Genomic DNA, 26,741 nt, shown 5'->3' with positions numbered 1-26,741 from the left:
GACCACCACGAGGTCAGACGTCGATGGCTTGGACGGAGCCAACGCGCTTGCGCAGTTCGAACTTCTGGATCTTGCCAGTGCTGGTCTTGGGGAGCTCGCCAAACACCACCGCACGCGGGACTTTGAAGGCGGCCAGGTGGGCCCGGCAGTGGGCGATCAATTCCTCGGCCGTGACTTGCGCGCCGTCTCGCAACTCGACGAACGCACACGGTGTCTCGCCCCAGCGGGGGTCGGGCTTGGCGACCACTGCCGCGGCCTGCACCGCCGGATGGCGGTAGAGGACGTCCTCCACCTCGATCGAAGAGATGTTCTCGCCGCCGGAGATGATGATGTCCTTGCTGCGGTCCTTGATCTTGATGTAGCCGTCCGGGTATTGCACCGCCAGGTCACCCGTGTGAAACCAGCCGCCGGCGAATGCCTCGGCCGTCGCCTGTGGGTTTTTCAGATAACCCTTCATGACGATGTTGCCGCGGAACATGATCTCACCGATCGTCTCGCCATCCCACGGCACCGGCTGCATCGTGCCGGGGTCGAGCACCCGCGCGTCCTGCTGGAGGTGATAGCGCACGCCCTGGCGGGCGTTGAGCCGCGCGCGCTGCGCCAGTGGCTGATCGGCCCAATCGGGTTGCGGCGCGCAGACGGTGGCAGGGCCATAGACCTCGGTCAGGCCATAGACGTGGGTCAGCTCGATGCCCATGCGCTCCATCGCCTCCAGCAGCGCCGCTGGCGGGGCCGATGCCGCGACCATGCCCCGGATGCCCCGTGGCAGTCCGGCCTTCATGGGTTCGGGCGCGTTGGCCAGCATGGCGTGCACGATCGGCGCGCCACAGTAGTGGGTGACGCCGTGTGTGCGCATCAGCTCGAACACTGCGGCCGCCTCTACCCGCCGCAGGCACACGTTGACACCTGCGCGCGCGGCCAGCGTCCACGGAAAGCACCATCCGTTGCAATGGAACATCGGCAACGTCCACAGATAGACGGGGTGCTTGGGCATGTCCCACTCCAGTATGTTGGACAGCGCATTGAGGGCCGCCCCCCGGTGGTGGTACAGCACTCCCTTGGGGTTGCCTGTGGTGCCGCTGGTGTAGTTCAGCGCGATCGGATCCCATTCGTCCTCGGGTAGCACCCAGGGGGCGGTCGGGTCGCCGCTGGCAAGGAAATCCTCGTAGTCGATGGCGTCGAGCGCTGCTGTCGGCGGTCCGAACGACGCGTCGCGGGTCAGCACGACGAGCGGCGGTTCGCGGCGCTGCCGCAGGCGCAGCGCCTCGGCGGCCAGCGCGGCAAACTCTGGGTCCACCAGTAACGCGCGCGCTTCGCCGTGGTCGAGCATGAAGGCCACCGCCGCGGCGTCGAGGCGGGTATTGATGGCATTGAGTACCGCGCCCGCCATCGGCACGCCAAAGTGAGCCTCCACCATTGGGGGGGTATTGGGCAACAGCGTCGCGACCGTATCCCGCCGTCCAATACCGCTGCGTTGCAGCGCACTGGACAGCCGCCGGCAGCGTCGTTCGGTCTCCTGCCACGTCTGCCGCAGCGCCGATTCCCTCAACCCGTAGACGATTGCCGGGCGTTGAGGGTACACCTGCGCGGTGCGCTCCAGAAACGACAGCGGCGTCAGCGGCACATGATTGGCCGCACAGCGGGGCAGGTCGCGATCATCGATGGGCATCGAGACGACTCCTAGAGCAACGCGCAGGGAATCAGGCGACGAGATCGGTCGCCGTCGGGGGCCACCGTGAGGCCCAGTATCGCACGAGGTCGCCGTGGGCTGCAACGGCTTGTGCCACGGCGCTGTCCAGCACGTCGGGCGGTTCGGCGTGGACATTGGCCAGCCGGGCGCCGATCAGGCCGGCCAGCACGTCGCCGGTGCCGGCGGTGGCCAACAGCCCGTCGCCGCTGGCATTGATGATCGGGGTGACCCCGGGTGCGGCGATCACGGTGCCGCTGCCTTTGAGTACCACCACCGAGCCGAGCCGCTGCGCGAGTGTGGCGGCAGCGCGCACGCGGTCGGATTGCACGGCGGCGCTGTCGGTCCCGAGCAGGCGCGCCGCCTCCAGCGGGTGCGGGGTCAGCACGGTGCACCAGCCAGCGGCTCGGCGCCGGGCCCAGACCGGGTCGGGCGCGGCGTCGGCCGCCGCCGCAGCACCCAGCGCATTGAGCGCGTCCGCGTCCAGCACCAGCCGGGGGGCGCGCGCCAGCAGCGGGGGCAGCGCATCGGCCATGGCACGGCCGCCACCACAGCCCGCCACCACCACGGCCTGCTCGACGAGCGGCGACTGCAGCGCCGCTCGTGCCGTGCGCAGCATCAGCGCGGGCTGCCCCGGGTCGACAGCCGGCACGGTGTCGGCGTCGCCGAGCAAGCCCACATAGACGCGACCCGCGCCCGCGCGCAAGGCAGCACGACCGGCCAGCAGCGCGGCACCGGTCATGCCGATGCCGTCGCCGGTCGTCGGTAGCTGACCGCCGATGATCAGCACATCACCGCGTTGCCCTTTGTGGCTGGCGTGGTCAGCCCGCAAAGTGGGAACCTGCGGCCAGGCGTCGTCCCACGCCAGCCAGGCATCAGGCGCCTCGGTGGCGGTGACACCCAGATCGTCGAACCAGAGGGCTGATCCCACACAGGCGCGCCCAACACCGGTGAACAAGCCCGGCTTGAGGGTCAGCAAGGCCAACGTCACGCGCGGGCCGCACGCATGCGGCGGGGCGTCGGCCCACCAGCGCCCGCTGTCAGCATCCAGCCCGCTGGGCAGGTCCACGCACAGTGTGGGCGCGGGGCAGGCTTGCAGCCAGCGCAGCGCGACCAGCGCGACACCCGTGACCGGGCGCGACAGACCCAGGCCGAACACTGCGTCGATGACCAGATCCGCCCCCTCGTCCAGACCCGATAAATCGTGGACCGCGGTCACACCTGCCTCCAGCGCCGTCGCGCGCGCCCAGCGGGCATCGTCGGGTAGCCGGGTCGGGTCGCTCAACAGGCTGACGACCCGCACCTGCGCACCCGGCACCCGTGCCAGATGGCGCTGCAGCAGCGCGGCGGCAAACCAGCCATCGCCGCCGTTGTTGCCGCCGCCGGCCAGCACCGTGACGCGGCGCGCGTGCGGTTGCCACGCGCGCGCCAGGCGCGCCACGGCCGTCCCGGCGCGCGCCATCAGCGTGTGGGCGGGCAGGGCAGCCGCTGCCCGGCGCTCGATGGTTCGCGAGGCCCTCACCCCGTAGAGCGGCCAGCGGCGGTGCAAGGGCGTGGTGAGTGTATCGGCGGGCGGTGGCAGCAGTCGTTGCAGGGGCATGGAGCCAGTATAGGCCGCGGGCCCGGGCACCGCACGCGTGCATCGCAGTTCGATGCGACGCGCTATAGTTCGATGCGACGCGCTATAATCGAGGGTGTCAGGATTTTTGTGTGAGGGGCCTACCATGACGATGTTCAGGAGCCCCCATGCCACGCAAGAAGACCACCCCCGCCGCGAAGCCGGACGCCATTCTTCCCGACGAGCTGCTTGAGAAGCTGATCCCCGGACCGATGGACGCCGCCGGCGTCGAGGCCGTGTTCCAGAAGCTGAAGAAGGCCGTGATCGAGCGCGCCTTGGGGGCTGAGCTGGGCGTGCACTTGGCCAGCCCCGAGGGCGGCTGCGGGAACCATCGCAACGGCCGCAGCGGCAAGACCGTGCTGACCGACGGCGGGCCGCTGCGGATCGAGGTGCCCCGCGACCGGGCCGGCAGCTTCGAACCGCAGCTGATCCCGAAGCATGAGCGCCGGTTTGCCGGCTTTGACGACCGGATCATCTCGATGTATGCCCGCGGCATGTCGGTGCGCGAGATTCAGGGCCATCTGGCCGAGATGTACGCCATCGAGGTGTCAGCGGAGTTCATCAGCGCCGTCACCGACGCGGTGATGGCCGAGGTGGGGGCCTGGCAGGCCCGGCCGCTGGAGCCGATGTACCCGGTGGTGTTCTTCGATGCCCTGCGGGTGAAGATCCGCGAGGACGGCGTGGTGCGCAACAAGGCGGTGTATCTGGCCTTGGGCGTGCTGCCGGACGGGACCCGCGACATTCTGGGGCTTTGGATCGAGAACACCGAAGGCGCGAAGTTCTGGATGAAGGTGTTCAACGATCTCAAGACCCGCGGGGTCACGGACCTGCTGATCGGCGTGGCCGACGGCCTGAAGGGCCTGCCGGAGGCACTGGAGGCGGTGTTTCCGGCCACGACCCTGCAGACCTGCATCGTGCACCTGATCCGCAACAGCCTCGACTATGCGAGCTGGAAGGACCGTAAGGCGCTGGCCGCGGCGATCAAGCCGATCTACACCGCACCGAGCGCGGAGGCCGCCGAGCGCGCGCTGGACGCGTTCGAGGCAGGGCCGTGGGGCCAGCGCTTCCCGACCGTGGTCGCGGCCTGGCGGCGGGCGTGGAGCCGGGTGATCCCGTTCTTCGCGTTCCCGCCCGAAGTGCGGCGGATCATCTACACCACCAACGCCATCGAGAGCGTGCATTCGCGGTTACGCAAGATCATCAAGAGCCGCGGGCACTTCCCAAGCGACGAGGCGGCCACCAAGCTGATCTGGCTGGCCTTGCGCAACATCACCGCGGACTGGAAGCGGGCGAGCAAGGAGTGGAAATCGGCGATGAACCAGTTCGCGATACTATACGGCGACCGCTTCACCCTCGCACCACGCTGAACGACACGAGGACAGATTCAGAAACCGCCCCACACACAAAAAACAGGACATCCCCCTATAATCGACAGGTTTTGCGACTCGTTGGCCGAGGTGCGCGTTGGCAGTCGCAAAGCAATCGCGAGCCGGCCCATCCCAGGTGTCGCGTCGGTCGAGCCTTGTCGCTTGCCGCGTGATCCGGGCCGTCTTCAGACCCAACCTTCGGAATAGAAAGACCACCATGTCGATTTCCATGCGCGAAATGCTGGAAGCCGGTGTCCACTTCGGGCACCAGACGCGCTTCTGGAACCCCAAGATGGCCCCTTACATCTTCGGCCATCGCAACAAGATCCACATCATCAATCTCGAAAAGACGGTGCCGCTGTTCGAGGAGGCGCGCAAGTTCGTGCGCCAGCTCACCGCCAACGGCGGCACGGTGCTGATGGTGGGCACCAAGCGCCAGTCGCGCGAGATCGTGGCCACCGAGGCGCGACGCGCCGGTATGCCGTATGTCGATCAGCGCTGGCTGGGCGGCATGCTGACCAACTTCAAGACCGTCAAGACGTCCATCAAGCGCCTCAAGGATATGCAGGCGCAAAAAGAAGCCGGTCTGGAGGGGATGTCCAAGAAAGAGCAGCTGCTGTTCAATCGCGAGCTGGCCAAGCTGGAAAAGGACATCGGCGGCATTCAGGACATGACCGCGCTGCCGGATGCGATTTTCGTGATCGACGTGGGTTACCACAAGATCGCCGTGGCCGAGGCCAAGAAGCTGGGCATCCCCGTCATTGGCGTGGTCGACACCAACCATTCGCCCGAAGGTATCGACTACGTCATCCCGGGTAACGACGACTCGGCCAAGGCGGTGGCCATCTACGCGCGCGGCATCGCCGACGCCGTGCTGGAAGGCCGCAGTGCTGCTGTCGAGCAGGTCGTGCAGGCCGCGCGTGCGGGCGGCGACGAGTTCGTCGAGGTCGAGGAGGCCTGACGCCCCGCGTCACCGGCGACGAAGGGGCTGCGTGCCCCTTTTTTGTCACCGTCTGGACATACCCCTGATCCACACTCGGGTGGCGCACGCCGCCCCAAGGAGCAACACAATGGCAGCTATCACCGCTAGCATGGTCGCGGAACTTCGCGCCAAGACCGACGCCCCCATGATGGAGTGCAAGAAGGCCCTTACCGAGGCCGACGGCAACATGGAAAAGGCGGAGGAAATCCTGCGCGTCAAGCTGGGCAACAAGGCCGGTAAGGCGGCCAGCCGCGTCACCGCCGAAGGGGTCGTGGCGTCGCACATCGATGGCAACACCGGCGCGCTCATCGAAGTCAACTGCGAGACCGATTTCGTCTCCAAGAACGAACTGTTCGGCAGCTTTTGCCAGGCGCTGGCCAAGCTGGTCGCCGAGCGCGACCCGGCCGATGTGGCGGCGCTGTCGGCGTTGCCGCTGTCGATGGAGGGTTTTGGCCCCACCGTGGAAGACGTGCGCAAGGGGCTGATCGGCAAGATCGGTGAAAACATGACGATCCGCCGCTTCAAGCGTTACGCGGGCGGCGGCCAGCTGGCGGCCTATCTGCATGGCGTGCGCATCGGTGTCATGGTCGAGTACGAGGGCGACGCGACGGCAGCCAAGGACGTGGCCATGCACATCGCGGCCATGAAGCCGGTGGCCACGTCGTCGGCCGAGGTGCCGGCCGAGCTGGTCGCCAAGGAGCGCTCGATCGCCGAGCAAAAGGCGGCCGAATCCGGCAAGCCCGCCGAGATCATCGCCAAGATGGTGGATGGTGCGGTGCAGAAATTCCTCAAGGAAGTCTCGCTGCTGGACCAGGTGTTCGTCAAGGCCGCGGACGGCAAGCAGACTGTCGGCCAGTACCTCAAGGGTGCCAATACCACGGTCAAGGGCTTCACCCTCTACGTGGTGGGCGAAGGCATCGAGAAGAAGCAAGACGACTTCGCCGCCGAAGTGGCTGCGCAGGTGGCGGCCGCGCAAAAAGCCTGACGCACGCGTTTGTTCTGCCGACGGCCGGCTCCTGTTCAGGGGCCGGCCGTTTTTACAGGGCGATCGTTGCCGACCGTCCAACCCCCGTACAATCCCCAGCCAGATTGCGAGACCCCGCCATGCCCGCTTTGCAGCGCATTCTTCTCAAGCTCTCCGGTGAAGCCCTGATGGGCGACGAGGCCTTCGGCATCCACCGCGGCACCATCGAGCGCATCGTCGCCGAGGTGGCCGAGGTCAACCGCCTGGGGGTGCAGGTCGCCATCGTCATCGGTGGGGGTAACCTGTTTCGCGGGGTGGCGGGCGGTGCCGTCGGCATGGATCGCGCCACCGCCGACTACATGGGCATGCTGGCCACCGTCATGAATGCGCTGGCCATCGGTGACGCGCTGGAGCGCGGCGGTACCAAGGCGCGCGTGATGTCGGCTATCGCGATCGATCAGGTCGTCGAGCCCTACGTGCGCCCGAAGGCGCTGCAGTATCTGGAAGAGGGCAAGGTGGTCGTATTCGCGGCGGGCACGGGCAATCCGTTTTTCACCACGGATACCGCGGCCGCGCTGCGGGGCGCCGAGATCGGCGCCCAGATCGTGCTCAAGGCGACCAAGGTCGATGGCGTCTATACGGCCGATCCCAAGAAAGATCCCACGGCGACCCGATATCCGCGCATCAGTTTCGACGAAGCCATGGTGCGCCAACTGCAGGTGATGGACGCGACCGCGTTTGCGCTGTGCCGTGACCAGAACCTGCCGGTGCGGGTGTTCTCGATCTTCAAGCCCGGCGCGCTCAAGCGCGTCGTCATGGGCGAGGACGAGGGGACCCTGGTGCACGTCTGAGACCACGAGAGGCCATTCGATGAGCAGCATTCCCGAGATCAAAAAAACCGCCGAGCAAAAGATGCAGCAGTCGCTGGAGGCGCTGCGGGCCAATCTGGCCAAGGTGCGCACGGGCCGCGCCAACCCGGCGCTGCTGGATACGGTGCAGGTGGAGTATTACGGCAGCATGGTGCCGTTGAGCCAGGTCGCCAACCTGACGTTGCTCGACGCGCGTACGATCGGGGTGTCGCCCTGGGAAAAGGGCATGGGCGCCAAGATCGAGAAAGCCATCCGCGAGTCGGACCTGGGGCTCAACCCGGCGTCGCACGGCGACCTCATTCGCGTGCCCATCCCGCCCATGACCGAGGAGCGCCGCAAGGAGTTGACCAAGGTCGTCAAGGCCGAGGGCGAACACGCCAAGGTGGCGATCCGCAACCTGCGCCGCGACGCCAACGAACACGTCAAGCGCCTGGTCAAGGACAAGCTCGCGTCCGAGGACGAGGAGCGACGCGCGCAGGACGAGATCCAAAAACTGACCGATCGCATGATCGCCGAAGTGGACAAGATGGTCGCGTCGAAAGAGGCGGACATCATGGCCATTTGAGTGGCGGGCACGCGCATGTCCGATTCCCAGGCCAAGCCATCCGGGCAGGGCGTCGGTGTCACCGTCAGCCAGGTGCCCGGGCACGTGGCCATCGTGATGGATGGCAACGGTCGCTGGGCGCGCCAGCGGTTGCTGCCTCGGGTCGCCGGGCACCGCGCGGGCATGGAGACGCTGCGCCGCGTCGTGGGCTGGTGCATCCAGCGCGGCGTGAAGGTGTTGACGGTTTTTGCCTTTTCGTCCGAGAACTGGAGCCGCCCGGCGGACGAGGTCAGCGGCATTTTGCGCCTGATGGTGCAGGCGCTGATGGAGGAAGTGCCGCGCCTGCACGACGCAGGCGTGCGGCTGCACGTGCCGGGTGAGCGCAGCGGGCTGCCGCAGGCGCTGGCCGACGGCATCGCCGACGCCGAGCGGCGCACGGCGGGTAACGATCGCTTGGTGCTCAATGTCTGCTTCAACTACGGTGGACGCTGGGACATCGTGCAGGCCGCGCGTGCCGTGGCCGCCCGAGGCGAGTCGATCACGGAAGCGTCGCTGGCGTCGGCCTTGGCGTTGTCGCACGTGCCCGACCCGGACTTGGTGATCCGCACCGGTGGCGAGCAGCGCATCAGCAATTTTTTGCTCTGGCAGATCGCTTACAGCGAGCTGGTGTTTTCCGATCGGTTGTGGCCGGCGTTCGACGAAGCCGCGTTTGACCGCGCCCTGGCCGATTACGCGCAGCGACAGCGCCGCTTCGGGCGCACGCCCGAGCAGGTGCAGCAAGCGTCGGCTCCGGCGACGGTGTGAGTGGCGATTGCCCGGATCGACCATGCTGCTGCCACGTGTCATCACCGCGGTCGTGTTGCTGCTGGTGCTGCTGCCAGCGATGTTCTACCCGGCGCCGCTGCCGTTTGCCCTCGTCACGGGTGTGCTGATGGCCGCCGCCGTCTGGGAGTGGTCGCGCTTGCATGGACTCGGGACGCTGGCATCGGTGGGCAGCGCGCTGCTCGTCGGCTTCGTGCTTGGCGTCGCCTGGTGGCACACGGGAGGGCATGCCGGGTCGGCGCCGTGGTGGTGGGCGGTGAGTGCCGCCTGGGGCCTGGTGTTGGCGGTCTCGCTGCGGCAGGGGGTGGATGCCTGGGGCCGTTGGCCGCGTTGGCCGCGCTTGGGTTTCGGATGGCTGACGCTGGCGGCCGCGTGGTGGGCACTGGTCAGTCTGCACACGCACGGCGTCGGCATGCTGCTGAGCGCGTTGCTGCTGGTGTGGGTGGCAGACATCGCGGCGTATTTCGGCGGCAAGGCCTTCGGTCGGCGCAAACTGGCGCCGCGCATCAGCCCGGGCAAGAGTTGGGAAGGTGCCGCCAGCGGGGCGTTGGCGGTTCTGGTGCTGGCGCTGGGGTGGACGGCCGTGGCGGCCGTCTGGCCACCGGCGGGGGCGGCGCTGTATCCCTGGCTGGCGGCGCAGGGTGTTGGGTTGGCGTTGCCCGCCCTGCTGGTGCTGACGGCGGCCAGCATCGCGGGCGATTTGTTCGAGTCGCTGGTCAAGCGCAGCGCGGGCGTGAAGGACTCCAGCGGTTTGTTGCCCGGTCACGGCGGGGTGCTCGATCGCGTCGATGCCCTGTTGCCGGTGTTGCCCTTGGTGATGGCGCTGTTGATGTCGCGCCCCGCCTGAAGCCGACCGTTCGCGCGGCGGCGCTGCGTTGGAGATTTTCCTGTCTTTTCCGTCATGACCCCCCATCCGCTCCATGATCGCACACCGCAGCGGCAGCGCCTGGCCGTCCTTGGCGCCACCGGCTCCATCGGCAGCCACACGCTCGACGTGGTGGCGCGCCATCCGCAACGCTTCGAGGTCGTGGCCTTGAGCGCCGAGCGGCAAGTCGATGCGCTGCTTGAACTGTGCGAGCGTTTTCGGCCGCGCTGGGCGGTCATTGGTGCGGCTGGATGGGCCGCGTTGGCGTCCGGGCTGCGCGCTCGCGGGCTGTCCACCGAGCCCCTGGTAGGGCCGCAGGGGCTGGAGGCGATCGCCGCCCACCCGGAAGTGGATACCGTGATGGCCGCGATCGTCGGCGCCGCCGGTCTGGCGCCGTGCCTGGCGGCTGCGCGCGTGGGCAAGCGGTTGCTGCTGGCCAACAAAGAAGCGCTGGTCGTCGGTGGCGAGCTGTTCGTCGACGCGGTGCGCAGTGGCGGTGCCCAGCTGCTGCCGATCGACAGCGAGCACTCGGCGATTTTTCAGGCGTTGCCGGAGGATCCGTCGCACTGGCCGCAGCGGGTCGAGAAGATCGTGCTGACCGCCTCCGGTGGCCCGTTTCGGCAGCGCGATCCGGCAACGCTGGCGACGGTGACGCCCGAGGAAGCCTGCGCACACCCGAACTGGGTCATGGGGCGCAAGATTTCGGTCGACTCGGCCACCATGATGAACAAGGCCCTGGAGGTGATCGAGGCCCGGTACCTGTTTGGTTTTGCGCCCGAGCAGATCGAGGTCGTCATCCACCCCCAGAGCGTGGTGCACTCGATGGTGCAATTTCGCGACCGCTCCGTCGTCGCCCAGTTGGGCACGCCCGACATGCGCGTGCCGATCGCGTATGGGCTGAGCTGGCCCGAGCGCATCGAATCGGGGGCGGAGGCGCTGGACTTCGCCACGCTGGGCGCGCTGACCTTCGAGCCGGCCGACCGGCAGCGCTTTCCGGGTTTGTATCTGGCTTGGGAGGCCTTGTGCGCCCCCGCGGGCACCACGGCCGTCCTCAACGCTGCCAACGAGGTGGCGGTCGATGCCTTTTTGCAGGGTCGGCTGCGCTTCGACCGCATCTACCACGTCAACCGCGGAACGCTGGAGGCGTTTGTGCCCTCCAAGCCCGAGTCGTTGGCGGATTTGCTGGCCATCGACCGTGAGGCGCGCGCACACGCAGCGGCGCGCGTGCAGGCGTTGGCGGTGGGCTGATGGTTTCTGCGGCACAACGGACATTGACATGTTGACCCTTCTGTCGTTTCTGGTGGCGATTGCCATCCTGATCGCGGTGCACGAGTGGGGGCACTACCGCATGGCGGTGGCCTGCGGCGTGCCGGTGTCGCGGTTTTCGATCGGGTTTGGCCGACCGCTGCTGACATGGCGCAACCGCCACGGCACGGAATTCGTGCTGGCCGCGCTGCCCTTGGGCGGCTATGTGCGCATGCTCGACGGGCGTGAAGGCCCGGTGCCCGCCGCGCAGCGGCACCTGGCGTTCGACGCGCAGCCGTTGGCGCGCCGGGCGGCGATCGTGGCCGCCGGGCCAGCCGCCAACCTGCTGCTGGCCGTTGTTCTGTACGCGTTCGTCGCGTGGTGGGGCGTGCCACAAGCGCAACCGGTGCTGGGCAGCCCGACGGCGGCGTCCTTGGCCGAGCAGGCCGGCATTCGGGGCGGTGAATGGGTGACGGCCGCGGCGCTGTCGGGCGCGGAGCCCGAGCCCGTGCGGTCGTTCGAGGATGTGCGCTGGGTCTTGACCCGGGCGGCGCTCGACGGCAGCGACGTGCGCCTGTGGCTGGCCGAGGCGCCGGATGCCCCTGGCCGTGAGGTGGGGTTGCCGCTGTCGACGCTGCAGGCGCGGGAGGTCGATGCGCGTCTGTTCGAGCGCATCGGCATCGTCGCGCCCTGGTCTGCCGCCGAGGTGGGAGAGGTCATGCCCGACGGCGCCGCCGCTGCGGCCGGGCTGCGCCCGGGTGATCGCGTGCTGGCCGTCGATGGTGAGCCGATCGCCGATGCGCAGCAGCTGCGTGCGCGCATTCGCGCGGCGGTCGATGCCAGCGGTAACGCGCGCCCACAGCGCTGGCGCATCGAGCGTGCGGGCGAGGTGATCGACGTCGTCGTCACGCCGCAAGCACAGCGTCAGGGCGATGCCTGGGTCGGACGGGTGGGGGCCATGATTGGCGCCGCGCCAGCGATGACGACGGTCTCGCATGGCCCGCTGCAAGCGCTGGGCGAGGGGCTGCGCCGAACGGCGGAGGTTTCGGTGTTGTCGCTGCAAATGATGGGCAAGATGCTGACCGGGCAGGCGTCGTTGAGCAACCTCAGCGGGCCGTTGACGATCGCCGACTACGCCGGGCGCTCGGCCAGCTTGGGGTGGGTACCGTTTTTGTCGTTCTTGGCGTTGGTCAGCGTCAGCCTGGGCGTGCTCAATCTGTTGCCGCTGCCCGTCCTCGACGGGGGTCACCTGTTGTATTATCTTTGGGAAGCGGTGGCTGGCCGGCCGCTGTCCGACGTTTGGATGGACCGGCTGCAGCGGGGTGGTATGGCAGTGCTGATCGCCCTGATGTCGCTGGCCATCTTCAACGACCTTGCCCGATTGCTCGGTTGACCCCGAGCCGGATCGCATCGCATGAAACCCATCTCACAGCGCACTTGGCGCGTGCGCGCCGGCGTTTTGCTGGCGTCGCTGGCCACTGCCTTGCCGGCCTGGGCCGTCAATCCGTTCACCGTTCGCGACATTCGCGTCGAGGGGCTGCAGCGGGTCGAGCCCGGCACCGTCTTTGCCTCGTTGCCGTTTCGGGTCGGTGACACCTACTCGGACGAGCAAGGCGCTGCCGCGATCCGGGCTCTGTTCGGGCTTGGATTGTTCTCGGACGTGCGCCTGCAGGTCGACGGTGACGTGTTGGTCGTCATCGTCGAGGAGCGCCCGACGGTGGCCGACGTCAGTTTTACGGGCATCAAGGAGTTCGACAAGGACGTATTGCGCAAGGCCCTGCGCGACATCGGGCTGACCGAGGGGCGGCCCTTCGACCGGTCGTTGGCCGACCGCGCCGAGCAGGAACTCAAGCGCCAATACCTCAACCGCAGCATGTATGCGGTGCAGGTGACTACCACCGTCACGCCGATCGAGCGCAACCGCGTCAACCTCAATTTCAACGTGGTCGAGGGTGACGTTACCAAGATTCGCGAGATCCGCATCGTCGGCGCGCAGGCGTTTTCCGAGAAAACGCTGCTCGACCTGTTCGACCTGGACACGGGCGGGTGGCTGAGCTGGTACACCAAGAGTGACCGCTATTCGCGCGCCAAACTCAACGCGGACTTGGAGACGCTGCGCTCGTACTACCTGACGCGTGGCTATCTCGAGTTCAACATCGATTCGACCCAGGTCGCGCTGTCGCCGGACAAGTCGTCGCTTACCCTCACGATCAATATCACCGAGGGGCCGCGCTACCTGGTGTCGGCGGTGCGCATGGAGGGCGACTACCTGGGCAAGGAGGCGGAGTTCCAGTCGCTCATCCGCATCCAGCCCGGGCAGCCTTACAACGCCGAGCACGTCGAGCAGACCGTCAAGGCATTCACCGACTTCTTCGGCGCGTTTGGCTACGCCTTCGCCCGGGTCGAGGCGGTGCCCGAAATCGACCGCGAGAAAAACCGTGTCGCCATCGTGCTGCGCGCGCAGCCCTCGCGGCGGGCGTATGTGCGTCGCATCCAGATCGAAGGCAACAACCGCACGCGCGACGAAGTCATCCGGCGCGAGTTTCGCCAGCTCGAATCGGCGTGGTACGACAGCGACAAGATCCGCCTGTCACGCGACCGGGTGGACCGGCTCGGCTTCTTCACCGAGGTGCGCGTCGACACGCAGGAGGTGCCCGGCGCGCCGGACCAGGTGGATCTGGTCATGACCGTGGTGGAAAAGCCCACTGGCAACCTGACCGTGGGAGCGGGTTACTCGCAGTCGGAAAAGCTCTCGCTGCTGGCAGGCATCCAACAGGAAAACGTGTTCGGCACGGGCAACTACCTGGGGTTGAACGTCAACACCAGCAAGTTCAACCGCCAGTTGGTGCTCAGCACGACCAACCCTTACTTCACCGACGATGGCGTGTCGCGCACGCTCGATGTGTACTACCGCACCACGCGGCCGTTCGATGCCCAAGATGGCGACTACCGGCTCGTGACGCCGGGCGCATCGATCCGCTTTGGCGTGCCATTTACCGAAACGGATACGGTCTACTTCGGCATCGGCGTCGAGCAGACCAAGATCGAGCCCGGCAACCGCATGCCCGTGGCGTACAACGACTTCATCGCCCAGTTTGGCGACTCCCCGCTGTCGGTACCGGTCACGGTCGGCTGGGCCCGCGACGAGCGCGACAGCGCGTTGGTGCCATCGCGCGGGACGCTCAAGCGCCTCAACGGTGAGCTGGGTATCGCGGGCGATACCCGCTACGTCAAGGGCAGTGCCCAGTACCAGCAGTACCTGCCGCTGAACAAGAAATTTACGCTCGCCTTCAACGCCGAGGCCGGGTGGGCCAAGGGCCTGGGGGGCAAGCCGGTGCCATTGTTCAAGCATTTCTACGGCGGCGGTTTGGGGTCGGTGCGCGGGTTCGAATCGGGCACGCTCGGCGGCACCAGCGCCATCGTCGGCAGCGCCGACCGCGCCTACCTCGGTGGGACCAAAATGGTGCTACTCAACACCGAGCTGATCGCGCCGTTCCCCGGCGCTGGCAACGACCGCACGCTGCGTCTGTTTGGCTTTTTCGATATCGGCAACGTGTACGCGCCTGAACAGAAGTTCACGCTCTCCGACTTGCGCGCCTCGGCTGGTATCGGCGTGAGCTGGATCTCGCCCGTCGGCCCGCTTAGAATCGCCTTTGCCAAGCCGGTGCGTAAGCAGACCGGCGACAAGACGCAATCCATTCAATTCTCGATCGGTACCGCATTCTGATGAAACACACGACCCGGACTTGGGGCGCCCGCTGGGTGCTGATGGCGGCGCTGGCCGCGGCGAGTGCCGCTTCCGCGCTGGCCCAGGACATCAAGATTGGCTTCGTGAGCACCGAGCGCATCCTGCGCGATTCCAACGCGGCCAAGGCCGCGCAGACGCGGCTGGAACAAGAATTCTCCCGTCGCGAGCGCGAGATCGAGGCGCTGGGCAACCAACTGCGCCAGGCGAGCGAAAAGTTTGAGAAGGACGCCCCGACCCTGTCCGAGTCGCAACGCGCCGCGCGCCAGCGCCAGCTCGCCGAGCTCGACCGCGACTTCCAGCGTCGCCGCCGCGAGTTTCAGGAAGACCTGGCGCAGCGCCGCAACGAGGAGCTGCAGCAAGTCATCGAGCGCGCCAACCGCGTCATCAAGCAGATTGCCGAGGCCGAAAAATACGACCTCATCTTGCAAGAGGCCGTGTACATCGCGCCCAAGCACGATATCACGGACAAGGTCATCAATGGCCTGAACAGCGCCAAGTGAGCGCCACCCTGCGCACGCTGCACGCCGCCTTGGGCGGCGTTTTGCATGGCGCGGCCGATCGCGTGGTGCACCGCATCGCACCACTGGCCGAGGCCACCGAGGACGCGCTGGCGTTCGTCGCGCATCCGCGCTACCGGGGCGCGGTGGCGCACTCGCGCGCCGGGGTGATCCTGGCGCCGCCCGACCTGGTGGCCGACGTCATGGCGCGCCCCGATCCGCCCGAGTCTGGCTGGGCCTGTTGGGCAAGCCCCGACCCTTATCTGACGTTTGCTCACCTGACCCAGTGGTGGCGTCGGCACGTGCAGCCACGGCCAGAGTCGTCCGGGGTGCATCCGACGGCCTATCTCGCGCCGGATGCCGAGGTGCACCCCAGCGCCTCCGTGGGGCCGATGGCGGTGGTGGAAAGCGGTGCCGTGGTACGGGCCGAGGCCCACATCGGGGCACACGCCGTGGTGCAGGCGCGCGCGTCAGTGGGGGAGGGCACGCGCCTGGGGCCCGGGGTCGTGCTGGGCTACGACTGCCGCATCGGTGCGCGCGGCATCGTCCATGGGGGTACGGTCATCGGGGCCGACGGCTTCGGCTTCGCGCCCGCCCCGTTGCCGGATGGCAGCGGCAAGGCTTGGGTCAAAATCGAGCAGCTGGGCGCCGTGCGCATCGGCGACGACGTCGAGATCGGCGCCAACTGTTGCATCGACCGCGGCGCGCTTGGCGACACGGTGCTGGAAGATGGCGTCAAGCTCGACAACCTGATCCAGATCGGCCACAACGTGCGCGTGGGCCGCCACACCGCCATGGCCGGCTGTGTCGGCATCGCCGGCTCGGCGCGCATCGGTGCCCATTGCACCCTAGGGGGCGGGGCGATCGTGCTGGGGCACCTGGAGCTGGCCGACCATGTGCATATTTCTGCCGCGTCGGTGGTGATGCGCTCGATTTTGCAGCCGGGCCACTACAGCGGGGTCTTTCCGATCGACGACAATCGCGCCTGGGAAAAAAATGCCGCCACCCTGCGCCAGTTGCACGGGTTGCGTGAGCGGCTCAGAGCCCTGGAGCGACGCTTGACATGAGCATGGACATTCACCACATCCTCAAACGACTGCCACACCGCTACCCGATCCTGCTGGTGGACCGGGTGCTGGAGGTGCAAAAGGGCGTCTCGATCCGGGCGCTGAAAAACGTGACCATCAACGAGCCGGTGTTTACGGGGCACTTTCCGCATCGGCCCGTTTTCCCTGGCGTGCTCATGCTGGAGGCGCTGGCGCAGACCGCGGCGCTGCTGGCGTTCGAGACGCTGGGCGTGACGCCGGACGACAAAACGGTCTACTACTTTGCTGGCATCGATGGCGCGCGCTTCAAGCGGCCGGTGGAGCCGGGCGACCAACTCATCATGGACGTGACGCTGGAGCGCATGAAGGCCGGTATCTTCAAGTTCAAGGGAACGACCCGCGTGGGCGATGAGATCGCCTGCGAGGCCGAGCTCATGTGCACCATGCGCACCATCGCCTGAGGCGGCCATGGCCCGCATCCACCCCACTGCCCTGGTCGACCCCAAGGCCGAGCTGGACGACGATGTCGAGGTTGGCCCCTACACCCTCATTGGCCCGCAGGTGCGCGTCGGTGCCGGCACCCGCATCGGCGCCCACTGCGTGCTGGAGGGGCGCACGACGCTGGGGCGCGACAACCGCATTTACCCCTTCGTCAGCTTGGGGCTGCCCAGCCAGGACAAAAAATATGCGGGCGAGCCGTGCGAACTCGTGATCGGCGACCGCAATACCATCCGCGAATACAGCACCTACCACATCGGCACGGTGCAAGGCGGCGGCGTGACCCGGCTGGGCAACGACAACTGGATGATGGCCTACACGCACTTGGCGCACGACTGCGTGGTGGGCAACCACACCATTTTTGCCAACAACGCCCAACTGGCTGGCCATGTGCAGGTGGGCGACTGGGCCATTTTGGGTGGTTTTACGGTTGTGCACCAATTCGTGCGCATCGGGGCCCACGCCATGACCGCGATGTGCGCCCTGCTGTTTGCCGATGTGCCCCCGTTCGTGATGGCACAGGGCCAGCCCGCGCAGGCGCGATCGATGAACTACGAAGGATTGCGCCGCCGCGGCTTTGGCCCGCAGCGCATCGCCGCCGTCAAGGCCATGCACAAGGCGCTCTACCGCGAGGGGCTGACGTTGGAGCAGGCGGTGGCGCGCATCGAGGCCTTGGTGGATACCCACCCCGAGGCCGTGGCCGACGTGGCGCTGATGCACGACTTTTTGGCGGGCGTGGATCCGCAGCGAGGGATCGTGCGTTGACGGCGGCCAGCGGTACCGATGGGGCCACGCCGAGCAGCGGTGGTGAGGCTGCCGAGCTGGCGATGGTGGCGGGCGAGGCCTCGGGCGATGTGCTCGCGGCCCAGTTGTTGCAAGGGCTGCATCGCCGTTGGCCGCATTGGCGGGCCGTCGGCATCGGCGGGGCGGCGATGCAAGCGCAGGGTTTTCAGGCCTGGTGGTCCAGCGACCGATTGGCCGTGCGTGGCTACGTCGAGGTGCTGCGCCACTACCGCGAGATCGTGGGGATTCGTCGCCAGCTGCGTGCGCGTTTGCTGGCCCAGCCCCCGCGCCTGTTCATCGGGGTCGATGCTCCCGATTTCAACCTGCCGCTGGAGGCCGACCTGCGCGCGGCGGGTATTCCCACCGTGCATTTCGTGGCCCCGGCCATCTGGGCCTGGCGGCCCGAGCGCGTGACGCTCATTCGCCGCGCTTGCGACCACGTGCTGTGCATTTTTCCTTTCGAGCCAGCGCTGCTGGCCGAGCACGGTATCGCCGCCACTTACGTGGGGCATCCGTTGGCGGCGGTCATCCCGCAGCGCCCCGATGCCAGCGCCGCGCGACGGCAACTGGGTCTGGACGTCGCCGCCCCGGTCGTGGCGCTGTTGCCGGGTAGTCGCCGGGCCGAAGTGGCGCATCTGTTGCCGCGGTTTTTGTCGGCGGCGGCGCGCATGCGGCAGGCGCGGCCCGGGTTGCGCTTCGTGCTGCCCGCCGTCCCCGCGCTGCACGCGCCGATCGCGGCGGCCGTGGCCGCGAGCGAAGTGGCCACCGCAGTGACGGTGCTGCAGGGGGGCTCGCACACCGCGCTGGCCGCATGCGATGCGGTGCTCGTGGCCAGTGGCACGGCCACCCTGGAGGCGGCGCTGTTCAAGCGCCCCATGGTCATCGCTTACCACATGCACTGGCTGTCCTGGCAGATCACGCGGCGCCAGATGCGCCAGCCGTGGGTGGGGTTGCCCAACATTTTGGCGCGCGAATTCGTCGTGCCCGAGCTGCTGCAAGACGCGGCCACGCCTGAGGCGCTGGCACGCGAAACCTTGGCTTGGCTGGACGAGGATGCACCGGCACGGCGGCGGCGCGAGCGGCTGCAGCAGCGCTTCGACGCGCTGCACGCCGAACTGCGCCGCGACACCGTGGGGCTGGCGCAGGCGGCCATCGCTGACGTGCTGGCTGCCAAGGGGGGCGCATGAGTCGGGTGCAAACCAGGGCTCGCGCCATGGCAGCGCCACGCCAGACCCGCGCTGGGGCGGGGCTGCGCGGGGTGCAGGCCACGCTCGACTGGGGCGGCGACGACGGGTTGGTCGCCGGTGTCGACGAGGCGGGGCGCGGCCCGCTGGCGGGGCCGGTGGTGGCAGCGGCCGTTATTTTGGATCCCAGCGTGCCCATCGAAGGCGTGGCCGATTCCAAGGCGCTCACAGCCCCGCAGCGTGAGCAGCTGCACGACCGCATCTGGGCGCACGCGCTCAGCGTGGGCGTGGGCGTGGCCAGCGTGGAGGAGATCGACCAGATCAACATCCTGCAGGCCACGCTGGCGGCCATGCAGCGCGCGGTGGCGGCGTTGCGGCTGCGGCCGCAGTTGGTCAGGGTCGATGGCAACCGGCTGCCCACGCTGCCCGTGCGGGCCGAGGCCATCGTCGGCGGCGATGCGACGGTCGCCGCCATTGCCGCGGCATCGATCGTGGCCAAGGTCACGCGCGACCGCGTGATGGACGAAGCGCATGCGGCCTACCCCGCGTATGGCTTCGACCGCCACCGCGGCTACGGCACGCCGCAGCACCTGCAGGCGCTGCGCTCGCTGGGGCCCACGCCGTGGCATCGGCGCAGCTTCGCGCCCGTGGCGCAGGTGCTGCGCGAGCGGGGGCTGGTATGACCGTAGAGACGATCGCTTCGCGCGACAACCCGCGCCTCAAACGCTTGCGTCGTTTGGTGGCTGACGGCGCTGCCTATCGCCGCGACGGCCGGGTGTGGATCGAAGGGGATCATCTCTGCGGCGCGATGCTGGCGCGCGGCCGCCAGCCCGAGACCGTGGTGTGCACCCAAGCGGGCTTGGCTTGGGTGGGGGCGCAGCAAGCCGCCGGTCGGCTGGATCGGCAGGTCGCGGTGTGGGAGGTGACGGATGCGCTGATGGCGTGGATCAGTCCGCTGGAGTCACCGCCGGCCGTGGCGTTCTTGGCGCCGCTTGGCGCGCCGGCCGCGGTCACGGCCGGGCTGCCCACCGTGGTGCTCGATCGGTTGCAAGATCCTGGCAATGTGGGCTCCATCCTGCGCAGCGCCGCCGCCTTCGGGTTTCGACAGGTGCTGGCGTTGCGCGGCACGGTGGCGCTGTGGGCACCGAAAGTGCTGCGCGCCGGCATGGGCGCGCACTTCGCCTTGCAACTGGTCGAAGGCGCGCAGGCGTCGGCACTGGCGGGGCTAGGCGTGCCGCTGCTGGCGACCAGCTCGCACCAGGGCGAGTTTTTGCACGCCGCGCGGCTACCCTGGCCGTGCGCATGGCTGCTGGGGCATGAAGGGCAGGGCGTGTCCCCAGATCTCATGGCGCAGGCGGGGTTGGTGGTGCGCATCGCGCAGCCCGGTGGCGAAGAATCGCTCAACGTTGCCGCGGCGGCGGCGATCTGTCTGCACGCCAGCGCCGTCGCGGCGATGGGGTGCGCGAGCCGTCGTTGACGCCGTCTTGGCCGCTAGCGCGGCGGCTATAATCGAAAAGTTTACCCAGACCGTCCGCGCACACTCGGCGTCTGTCCTGCCAGCGGGCTGATGTCTGCTGCAGCGGACGGGGCCGGGCGGGTGCGGGCGCGCGTCAACCATCCTGGAGAGAGTGTCCGTGTTTCCCGTCTTCGCACCCGCCCTTCTCGCGCTCGCAGACGGCACGGTCTTTGAAGGTGTGTCCATCGGCGCGCCCGGGCACACCGTCGGGGAAGTGGTGTTCAACACCGCCATCACCGGCTATCAGGAAATCCTCACCGACCCCAGCTACCGCCAGCAGATCGTGACCCTCACGTATCCGCACATTGGCAACGTTGGGGTCAACGCCGAGGATGTCGAGTCCGGCGCCGTGCAAGCCGCCGGCCTGATCATCAAAGACCTGCCCCTGCTCGCCTCCAACTTCCGCGCCGAACGCAGCCTGTCGGACTACCTGCGCGAGCAGGGCATCGTGGCCATGGCCGGGCTCGATACGCGCGCGCTGACGCGCCGCCTGCGCGAGCATGGCGCGCAAAATGGCGCGATCGTGGCGCTACCCGTCGGTCAGCCTCTGACCGATGCGGTGCGGGCGGAGGCGTGCGAGCTGGCCCGCTCAGCCCCCAGCATGGCCGGGTTGGACCTCGCGCAGGCGGTGACCACTGCCGCGCCCTATGAGTGGACCGAAACCGAATGGCGCCTGCGGCGTGCGGATGGCACGCCCGGCTACGGGCGTCAGACGGCGCCGCGTTTTCACGTCGTGGCGTATGACTTTGGTGTCAAGCGCAACATCCTGCGCATGTTGGCGGAGCGGGGCTGCCGCATCACCGTGGTGCCGGCGCGCACGCCGGCGGCCGACGTGCTGGCGCTGCAGCCCGACGGGGTGTTTCTCTCCAACGGCCCGGGCGACCCCCAGCCGTGTGACTATGCCATCGACGCCGCTGCGCGCGTCGTCGACGCGGGCGTGCCGACGTTTGGGATCTGCCTCGGGCATCAGATCTTGGCGCTGGCCAGCGGCGCGCGCACGTTCAAGATGAAGTTCGGCCACCACGGGGCCAACCATCCGGTCAAGGACCTCGACACCGGGCGCGTGAGCATCACCAGCCAAAACCACGGCTTCGCGGTCGATGCCGAGCGGCTGCCGGCGACGCTGCGCGCCACCCACGTCAGCCTGTTCGACGGCACCTTGCAGGGCATCGCCCGTACCGACCGCCCGGCGTTCGGCTTCCAGGGCCACCCCGAAGCCTCGCCCGGTCCGCACGACATCGCGTATCTGTTCGACCGTTTCACCGCCCTCATGGCCGCTGGAAACTGACCCATGCCCAAGCGTACCGACCTTCGCAGCATTCTCATCATCGGCGCCGGGCCAATCGTCATCGGTCAGGCGTGCGAGTTCGACTACTCCGGCGTGCAGGCCTGCAAGGCCCTGCGCGAGGAGGGCTATCGCGTCATTCTGATCAACAGCAACCCGGCCACCATCATGACCGATCCGGCCACGGCCGACGCGGTCTACATCGAGCCCATCACCTGGCAGACGGTGGAAAAAATCATCGCCAAAGAGCGCCCGGACGCCATCTTGCCCACCATGGGCGGGCAGACCGCGCTCAACTGTGCGCTGGACTTGTGGCGTCAGGGGGTGCTGCACAAGTACGGCTGTGAGCTCATCGGCGCCTCGCCCGAGGCGATCGACAAGGCCGAAGACCGCCTCAAGTTCAAAGAAGCGATGACGCGCATCGGGCTGGAGTCGGCGCGCTCCGGCATCGCCCACAGCATGGAGGAGGCGTGGGCAGTGCAGCGCACCGTGGGCTTTCCAGCCGTCATTCGCCCCAGTTTCACCCTGGGGGGCACGGGCGGCGGTATCGCCTACAACCCCGAGGAGTTCGAGACCATCTGCAAGCGCGGCCTGGAGGCCTCGCCGACCAGCGAGCTGCTCATCGAAGAGTCGCTCGTGGGTTGGAAAGAGTTCGAGATGGAGGTGGTGCGCGACAAGTCGGACAACTGCATCATCGTGTGCTCGATCGAAAACCTCGACCCCATGGGCGTGCACACGGGCGACTCGATCACGGTGGCGCCGGCACAGACGCTGACCGACAAGGAATATCAGATCATGCGCGACGCATCGATCGCGGTGCTGCGCGAGATCGGGGTGGACACTGGCGGCTCGAACGTGCAGTTTGCGGTCAACCCCAAGGACGGCCGCATGATCGTCATCGAGATGAACCCGCGCGTGAGCCGCTCCTCAGCGCTAGCATCCAAGGCGACGGGCTTTCCGATCGCCAAGGTAGCGGCCAAGCTGGCCGTGGGCTACACGCTCGACGAGCTGCGCAACGAAATCACCGGCGGCGCCACGCCGGCGTCGTTCGAGCCCACGATCGACTACGTCGTCACCAAAATCCCGCGCTTTGCGTTCGAGAAGTTTCCGCAGGCCAACGACCGCCTGACCACCCAGATGAAGTCAGTGGGCGAGGTGATGGCCATCGGCCGCACCTTCCAAGAGAGCTTCCAGAAGGCCTTGCGCGGGCTGGAGGTGGGCGTCGACGGCATGAACGAAAAGACCCAGGACCGCGAAACGCTGGAGCGCGAGCTGGGCGAGCCGGGGCCCGAGCGCATCTGGTACGTGGGCGATGCGTTTGCCGCGGGTTGGTCGCTCGAGGAAGTGCACCACTTCACCAAAATCGACCCATGGTTTTTGGCGCAAATCCAAGAGATCGTGCAGATCGAGCTGGCGCTGGATGCCCACACCGCGCAGCATGGGGCGCGCGCGCTCGACGCACTGGATGCCACCACGCTGCGCACCCTCAAGCGCAAGGGCTTTTCAGACCGGCGGCTGGCCAAACTGCTCGCCAGCACCGAGGAGGCGGTGCGCTCGCACCGCCACGCGCTGGGCATTCGGCCCGTGTACAAGCGTGTGGACACCTGTGCGGCCGAGTTCGCCAGCCACACCGCCTATCTGTATTCGACCTACGAAGACGAGTGCGAGGCCGAACCCAGCCAGCGGCGCAAGATCGTCGTGCTGGGGGGTGGGCCGAACCGCATCGGCCAGGGCATCGAGTTCGACTATTGCTGCGTGCACGCGGCACTGGCGCTGCGAGAAGACGGCTTCGAGACCATCATGGTCAACTGCAACCCAGAGACCGTCTCCACCGACTACGATACCAGTGATCGGCTGTATTTCGAGCCGTTGACGCTGGAGGACGTGCTGGAGATCGTGGCCAAGGAGCGGCCCGAGGGGGTGATCGTGCAGTACGGCGGGCAGACGCCGCTGAAGCTCGCGCTGGGGCTGGAGCGCGCGGGGGTGCCCATCATCGGCACGTCCCCCGACATGATCGACGCCGCCGAGGACCGCGAGCGCTTCCAGCAAATGCTGCACCGCCTGGGCCTGAAGCAGCCGCCCAACGCCACCGCCCGCACGGAAGCCGAGGCGATGGACAAAGCGGCCGAGCTGGGCTACCCGCTGGTGGTGCGGCCGAGTTATGTGCTGGGCGGGCGGGCGATGGAGATCGTGCACGAACCGCGCGATCTGGAGCGCTACATGCGCGAGGCGGTCAAGGTCAGCAACGACTCGCCGGTTTTGCTCGACCGCTTCCTCAACGACGCCATCGAGTGTGACGTCGATTGCGTGCGCGACGCGAGAGGCCAAGTGCTCATCGGTGGCGTGATGGAGCACATCGAGCAAGCCGGCGTGCACTCGGGCGACTCCGCTTGCTCGCTGCCGCCGTACTACTTGTCGGCCGCGACGGTGGCCGAGATCAAGCGCCAGACCGCGGCGCTGGCCGAGGCGTTGCAGGTGGTGGGCCTGATGAACGTGCAGTTTGCCATCCAGGAGGTCGACGACGGCCTGGGGGGAAAACAGGACGTGATCTACGTGCTGGAAGTCAACCCCCGCGCCAGCCGCACGGTGCCGTTCGTCTCCAAGGCCACCGGCATCGCACTGGCCAAGGTGGCGGCGCGCTGCATGGCGGGGCAGACGCTGGCCCAGCAAGGCGTGACGGCCGAGGTGATGCCGCCCTACTTCAGCGTGAAAGAAGCGGTCTTCCCATTCGTCAAGTTCCCGGGCGTGGACACCATCCTGGGGCCGGAGATGAAGTCCACTGGCGAGGTCATGGGAGTGGGGCGCAGCTTTGGCGAGGCGTTCGTCAAGGCACAGCTGGCCGCGGGCGTGCGATTGCCGCGGCCCGATGACGCGGTGCGGCGCGTGTTTCTCTCCGTCAAGCCGGGGGACAAGGCGCGCGTCGTGCCCATCGCACGCGAGCTGGCCGCCATGGGTTTCGAGTTGGTCGCTACCCGCGGCACGGCAGCGGCCATCCAGGCCGCGGGCATCGCCTGTGAGGTCGTCAACAAGGTCACCGAGGGCCGTCCCCACGTCGTGGACATGATCAAAAACGGCGAGATCGCCATGGTCATCAACACGGTGGAGGAGCGACGCAACGCGATCGCCGACTCGCGCCACATCCGTATCGCGTCGCTGGCCCACCGTGTGACGACCTTCACCACGATTTTTGGCGCCGAGGCCGCGGTGGAGGGCATGAAGGTGATGAACGACTTGCCGGTCTACGCCCTGGCCGAGCTCCACGCGCAGCTGGCCTGAGCGGCGGGGCTGGTGCAGCGCGTCAAACCGGTTATCATTGCGTCCATCGTACAGTGCAAACCGCCGACCGGCAACGCTCGGCGGTTTGCCTTTTGGAACCCTGAACGCCATGCCAACCATTCCATTGACCAAACGCGGGGCCGAGCGGCTCAAGGAAGAGCTGCATCGTCTCAAAACCGTGGAGCGACCCGCCGTCATCCAGGCGATCGCGGAGGCGCGGGCGCAAGGCGACCTGAGCGAAAACGCCGAGTACGACGCGGCCAAGGACCGCCAAGGTTTCATCGAGGGCCGCATCAAGGAAATCGAAGGCAAGCTCGCGGCAGCGCAGGTGATCGACCCATCGGCGCTCGATGCCGGCGGCCGCGTGGTATTTGGCGCCACCGTCGAACTGGCCGACGAAGACACGGGCGAGCAGGTGACGTACCAGATCGTCGGCGAGGACGAGGCCGACCTGAAGCTGGGCCTGATCAACGTCTCCAGCCCGATCGCGCGCGCGCTCATTGGCAAGGAAGAGGGCGACGTGGCCGAAGTCCAGGCTCCCAACGGCGTGCGGCGCTACGAGATCGTCGCCGTGCGCTACGAATGACGGGGAGTGCGGGGGCAATGGCCGCGTGGCACGAGCGCTGGCCGCTGTTGGTCGCGGCCCTGTGGTGGGGGGTGACCACGGGGTTGAGTTTCGTTGCCGTGCCACTGCTGTTTCACCACTTCAACAACCCCGCAGTGGCCGGCGGCATGGCCGCACGCTTGTTTGAGGTGCAGTCGTATTGGAGCGTAGCGGCCGCGTTGGCGCTTTTGCTTTGGGGGCGTGCCCAGCGTGGGCGCGGTGCAGCGGGCGACGCCAGTTGGGCGCTGCTGCCTTGGTTGCTGTTGGGGGCACTGGCTGGTCTGGTACAGGAGTTTGGCGTGGCTCAAAAGATTTTGACCGCGCGCCAGACCGGCGCCAACCTCGCGCTCTGGCACGGCCTGGGCAGCCTGCTCGTGGGGCTGCAGTGGCTGTGCGCCCTGCGCAGCCTGTGGTGGCTGGCGGGGCGGCGCGGTCAGGGGTGAGAGGGCAGCCCGGGGCGCCGTCCGTGGCGCAGGTGCCCACGCAGTCAGGTGGCCACGCGCTCGGCCGCCTGTAGCGTGTTGACGAGCAGCATGGTGATGGTCATGGGGCCGACACCGCCGGGCACCGGCGTGATCCACCCCGCAACCTGGCGCACGCCCTCGAAATCCACGTCGCCGCATAGCTTGCCGGCTTCGTCGCGGTTCATACCGACGTCGATCACGACCGCGCCCGGTTTGACCATGTCGGCGGTCAGCACGCCCCGCTTGCCCACGGCGACCACGATCACGTCGGCTTGGCGCGTGTGCTGTGCCAGATCCACCGTGGCACTGTGGCAAATGGTGACGGTGGCGTGCGCGTGCAGCAGCATCAGCGCCATGGGCTTGCCCACGATGTTGCTGCGACCGATGACCACCGCGTGCTTGCCGCGGGGGTCGAAGCCGATGTGCTCCAGCATTTTCATGCAGCCATAGGGCGTGCAGGGCCAGAAGCCCGGTTGACCCACCATCAGCGCGCCGGCGTTGGCGACATGAAAGCCGTCCACGTCTTTTTCCGGGGCGATGGTTTCGATCACGCGCTGCGCGTCGATATGAGGCGGCAGCGGCAGCTGCACCAGGATGCCATGGATGGTCGGGTCGGCGTTGAGGGCACGCACGCGTGCCAGTAGCGCGTCCTCGCTCAGGTGGGCGGGGTGCGTCTCCAGCACCGAGTGGAAGCCCACTTCCTGGCACGCTTTGACCTTGTTGCGCACATACACCTGACTGGCGGGATTGTCGCCCACCAGAATCACGGCCAGACCCGGCTGGATGCCGCGAGTCTGCAGGGCCACGGTGCGTTCGCGCACGCGCTCGCGCCACAGGCGCGCCAGCGCCACACCGTCGATGAGTTGAGCGGTCATGG

At 67.7% G+C, this 26,741-nt stretch carries 24 protein-coding genes; 21 read left to right on the top strand and 3 right to left on the bottom strand.

What is annotated here, in order from left to right:
* Nucleotides 1-13: 13 nt before the first annotated feature.
* Together ACPYIS_RS10775 and ACPYIS_RS10770 are read right to left on the bottom strand one after the other, a co-directional pair.
* Complete coding sequence (locus ACPYIS_RS10775; protein ID WP_299023077.1) at nt 14-1,669, bottom strand: acyl-CoA synthetase; 1,656 nt, start codon at nt 1,667-1,669, stop codon at nt 14-16.
* A 31-nt stretch (nt 1,670-1,700) separates the two neighbouring features.
* Entirely contained in the window at nt 1,701-3,287 is a 1,587-nt protein-coding gene (locus ACPYIS_RS10770; RefSeq protein WP_425973566.1) for an NAD(P)H-hydrate dehydratase, read from the bottom strand.
* Between the two features lie 146 nt (nt 3,288-3,433).
* Between ACPYIS_RS10770 and ACPYIS_RS10765 the strand changes: the two genes are divergently transcribed.
* From ACPYIS_RS10765 to ACPYIS_RS10665, 21 genes are all read left to right on the top strand, one after another.
* Nucleotides 3,434-4,672 (top strand): IS256 family transposase, encoded by a 1,239-nt coding sequence (locus tag ACPYIS_RS10765; protein WP_132963481.1) that lies wholly within the window; start codon nt 3,434-3,436, stop codon nt 4,670-4,672.
* A 217-nt stretch (nt 4,673-4,889) separates the two neighbouring features.
* Nucleotides 4,890-5,633: a 30S ribosomal protein S2 gene (gene rpsB / locus ACPYIS_RS10760; protein ID WP_424859380.1), complete on the top strand. Its 744-nt coding sequence runs from the start codon at nt 4,890-4,892 to the stop codon at nt 5,631-5,633.
* A 109-nt stretch (nt 5,634-5,742) separates the two neighbouring features.
* Nucleotides 5,743-6,639, top strand: coding sequence for a translation elongation factor Ts (tsf, locus tag ACPYIS_RS10755; RefSeq protein ID WP_299023073.1), 897 nt, complete (start codon nt 5,743-5,745; stop codon nt 6,637-6,639).
* A 119-nt stretch (nt 6,640-6,758) separates the two neighbouring features.
* The gene (pyrH, locus tag ACPYIS_RS10750; protein ID WP_299023072.1) at nt 6,759-7,469 is read left to right on the top strand and encodes a UMP kinase; all 711 of its coding nucleotides are present in this window, start codon (nt 6,759-6,761) and stop codon (nt 7,467-7,469) included.
* Between the two features lie 19 nt (nt 7,470-7,488).
* Nucleotides 7,489-8,052 (top strand): ribosome recycling factor, encoded by a 564-nt coding sequence (gene frr, locus ACPYIS_RS10745; protein WP_314226652.1) that lies wholly within the window; start codon nt 7,489-7,491, stop codon nt 8,050-8,052.
* A gap of 15 nt (nt 8,053-8,067) precedes the next feature.
* Nucleotides 8,068-8,835, top strand: a complete 768-nt coding sequence (uppS, locus tag ACPYIS_RS10740) for a polyprenyl diphosphate synthase (RefSeq protein ID WP_425973564.1) — start codon at nt 8,068-8,070, stop codon at nt 8,833-8,835.
* A 22-nt stretch (nt 8,836-8,857) separates the two neighbouring features.
* A complete protein-coding gene (locus ACPYIS_RS10735; RefSeq protein WP_299023068.1) occupies nt 8,858-9,700 on the top strand; it encodes a phosphatidate cytidylyltransferase in 843 nt (280 codons plus the stop codon).
* A gap of 54 nt (nt 9,701-9,754) precedes the next feature.
* Nucleotides 9,755-10,966, top strand: coding sequence for a 1-deoxy-D-xylulose-5-phosphate reductoisomerase (locus tag ACPYIS_RS10730; protein WP_425973562.1), 1,212 nt, complete (start codon nt 9,755-9,757; stop codon nt 10,964-10,966).
* A 28-nt stretch (nt 10,967-10,994) separates the two neighbouring features.
* On the top strand, nt 10,995-12,356 hold the full coding sequence (rseP, locus tag ACPYIS_RS10725) for an RIP metalloprotease RseP (RefSeq protein WP_299023064.1): 1,362 nt from the start codon (nt 10,995-10,997) through the stop codon (nt 12,354-12,356).
* Nucleotides 12,357-12,377: 21 nt separating this feature from the next.
* Nucleotides 12,378-14,690, top strand: coding sequence for an outer membrane protein assembly factor BamA (gene bamA, locus ACPYIS_RS10720; protein ID WP_424859376.1), 2,313 nt, complete (start codon nt 12,378-12,380; stop codon nt 14,688-14,690).
* Nucleotides 14,690-15,211: an OmpH family outer membrane protein gene (locus ACPYIS_RS10715; protein WP_299023062.1), complete on the top strand. Its 522-nt coding sequence runs from the start codon at nt 14,690-14,692 to the stop codon at nt 15,209-15,211. The genes bamA and ACPYIS_RS10715 overlap by 1 nt, the downstream gene beginning before the upstream one ends.
* Nucleotides 15,208-16,275, top strand: coding sequence for a UDP-3-O-(3-hydroxymyristoyl)glucosamine N-acyltransferase (gene lpxD / locus ACPYIS_RS10710; RefSeq protein WP_425973560.1), 1,068 nt, complete (start codon nt 15,208-15,210; stop codon nt 16,273-16,275). Before ACPYIS_RS10715 ends, lpxD begins: the two co-directional genes overlap by 4 nt.
* A 2-nt stretch (nt 16,276-16,277) precedes the next feature.
* A complete protein-coding gene (fabZ, locus tag ACPYIS_RS10705; protein WP_299023087.1) occupies nt 16,278-16,715 on the top strand; it encodes a 3-hydroxyacyl-ACP dehydratase FabZ in 438 nt (145 codons plus the stop codon).
* Nucleotides 16,716-16,722: 7 nt separating this feature from the next.
* Nucleotides 16,723-17,517, top strand: coding sequence for an acyl-ACP--UDP-N-acetylglucosamine O-acyltransferase (gene lpxA, locus ACPYIS_RS10700; RefSeq protein WP_299023060.1), 795 nt, complete (start codon nt 16,723-16,725; stop codon nt 17,515-17,517).
* Between the two features lie 62 nt (nt 17,518-17,579).
* Entirely contained in the window at nt 17,580-18,722 is a 1,143-nt protein-coding gene (lpxB, locus tag ACPYIS_RS10695; RefSeq protein ID WP_424895250.1) for a lipid-A-disaccharide synthase, read from the top strand.
* 26 nt (nt 18,723-18,748) lie between these two features.
* Nucleotides 18,749-19,402 (top strand): ribonuclease HII, encoded by a 654-nt coding sequence (gene rnhB, locus ACPYIS_RS10690; RefSeq protein ID WP_424894654.1) that lies wholly within the window; start codon nt 18,749-18,751, stop codon nt 19,400-19,402.
* A complete protein-coding gene (locus ACPYIS_RS10685; protein ID WP_299023058.1) occupies nt 19,399-20,196 on the top strand; it encodes a TrmH family RNA methyltransferase in 798 nt (265 codons plus the stop codon). The genes rnhB and ACPYIS_RS10685 overlap by 4 nt, the downstream gene beginning before the upstream one ends.
* A 157-nt stretch (nt 20,197-20,353) precedes the next feature.
* Nucleotides 20,354-21,523 (top strand): glutamine-hydrolyzing carbamoyl-phosphate synthase small subunit, encoded by a 1,170-nt coding sequence (gene carA, locus ACPYIS_RS10680; RefSeq protein ID WP_424859372.1) that lies wholly within the window; start codon nt 20,354-20,356, stop codon nt 21,521-21,523.
* Nucleotides 21,524-21,526: 3 nt separating this feature from the next.
* Nucleotides 21,527-24,796 carry a carbamoyl-phosphate synthase large subunit gene (gene carB, locus ACPYIS_RS10675; protein ID WP_424894653.1) on the top strand — a complete coding sequence of 1,090 codons (3,270 nt, stop codon included), beginning with the start codon at nt 21,527-21,529 and terminating at the stop codon, nt 24,794-24,796.
* Between the two features lie 109 nt (nt 24,797-24,905).
* Nucleotides 24,906-25,382, top strand: coding sequence for a transcription elongation factor GreA (gene greA / locus ACPYIS_RS10670; RefSeq protein WP_424859370.1), 477 nt, complete (start codon nt 24,906-24,908; stop codon nt 25,380-25,382).
* Nucleotides 25,383-25,399: 17 nt separating this feature from the next.
* On the top strand, nt 25,400-25,843 hold the full coding sequence (locus ACPYIS_RS10665; RefSeq protein ID WP_424859369.1) for a DUF4149 domain-containing protein: 444 nt from the start codon (nt 25,400-25,402) through the stop codon (nt 25,841-25,843).
* A gap of 44 nt (nt 25,844-25,887) precedes the next feature.
* Here ACPYIS_RS10665 and folD read toward each other — a convergent pair whose 3' ends face one another.
* Nucleotides 25,888-26,739, bottom strand: coding sequence for a bifunctional methylenetetrahydrofolate dehydrogenase/methenyltetrahydrofolate cyclohydrolase FolD (gene folD / locus ACPYIS_RS10660; RefSeq protein WP_424894652.1), 852 nt, complete (start codon nt 26,737-26,739; stop codon nt 25,888-25,890).
* Nucleotides 26,740-26,741 lie beyond the last annotated feature (2 nt).

The sequence above is a fragment of the Tepidimonas sp. HKU78 genome, assembly GCF_049860815.1.
Taxonomy (GTDB): domain Bacteria; phylum Pseudomonadota; class Gammaproteobacteria; order Burkholderiales; family Burkholderiaceae_C; genus Tepidimonas.
This window is presented reverse-complemented; position numbering and strand designations above follow the sequence as displayed.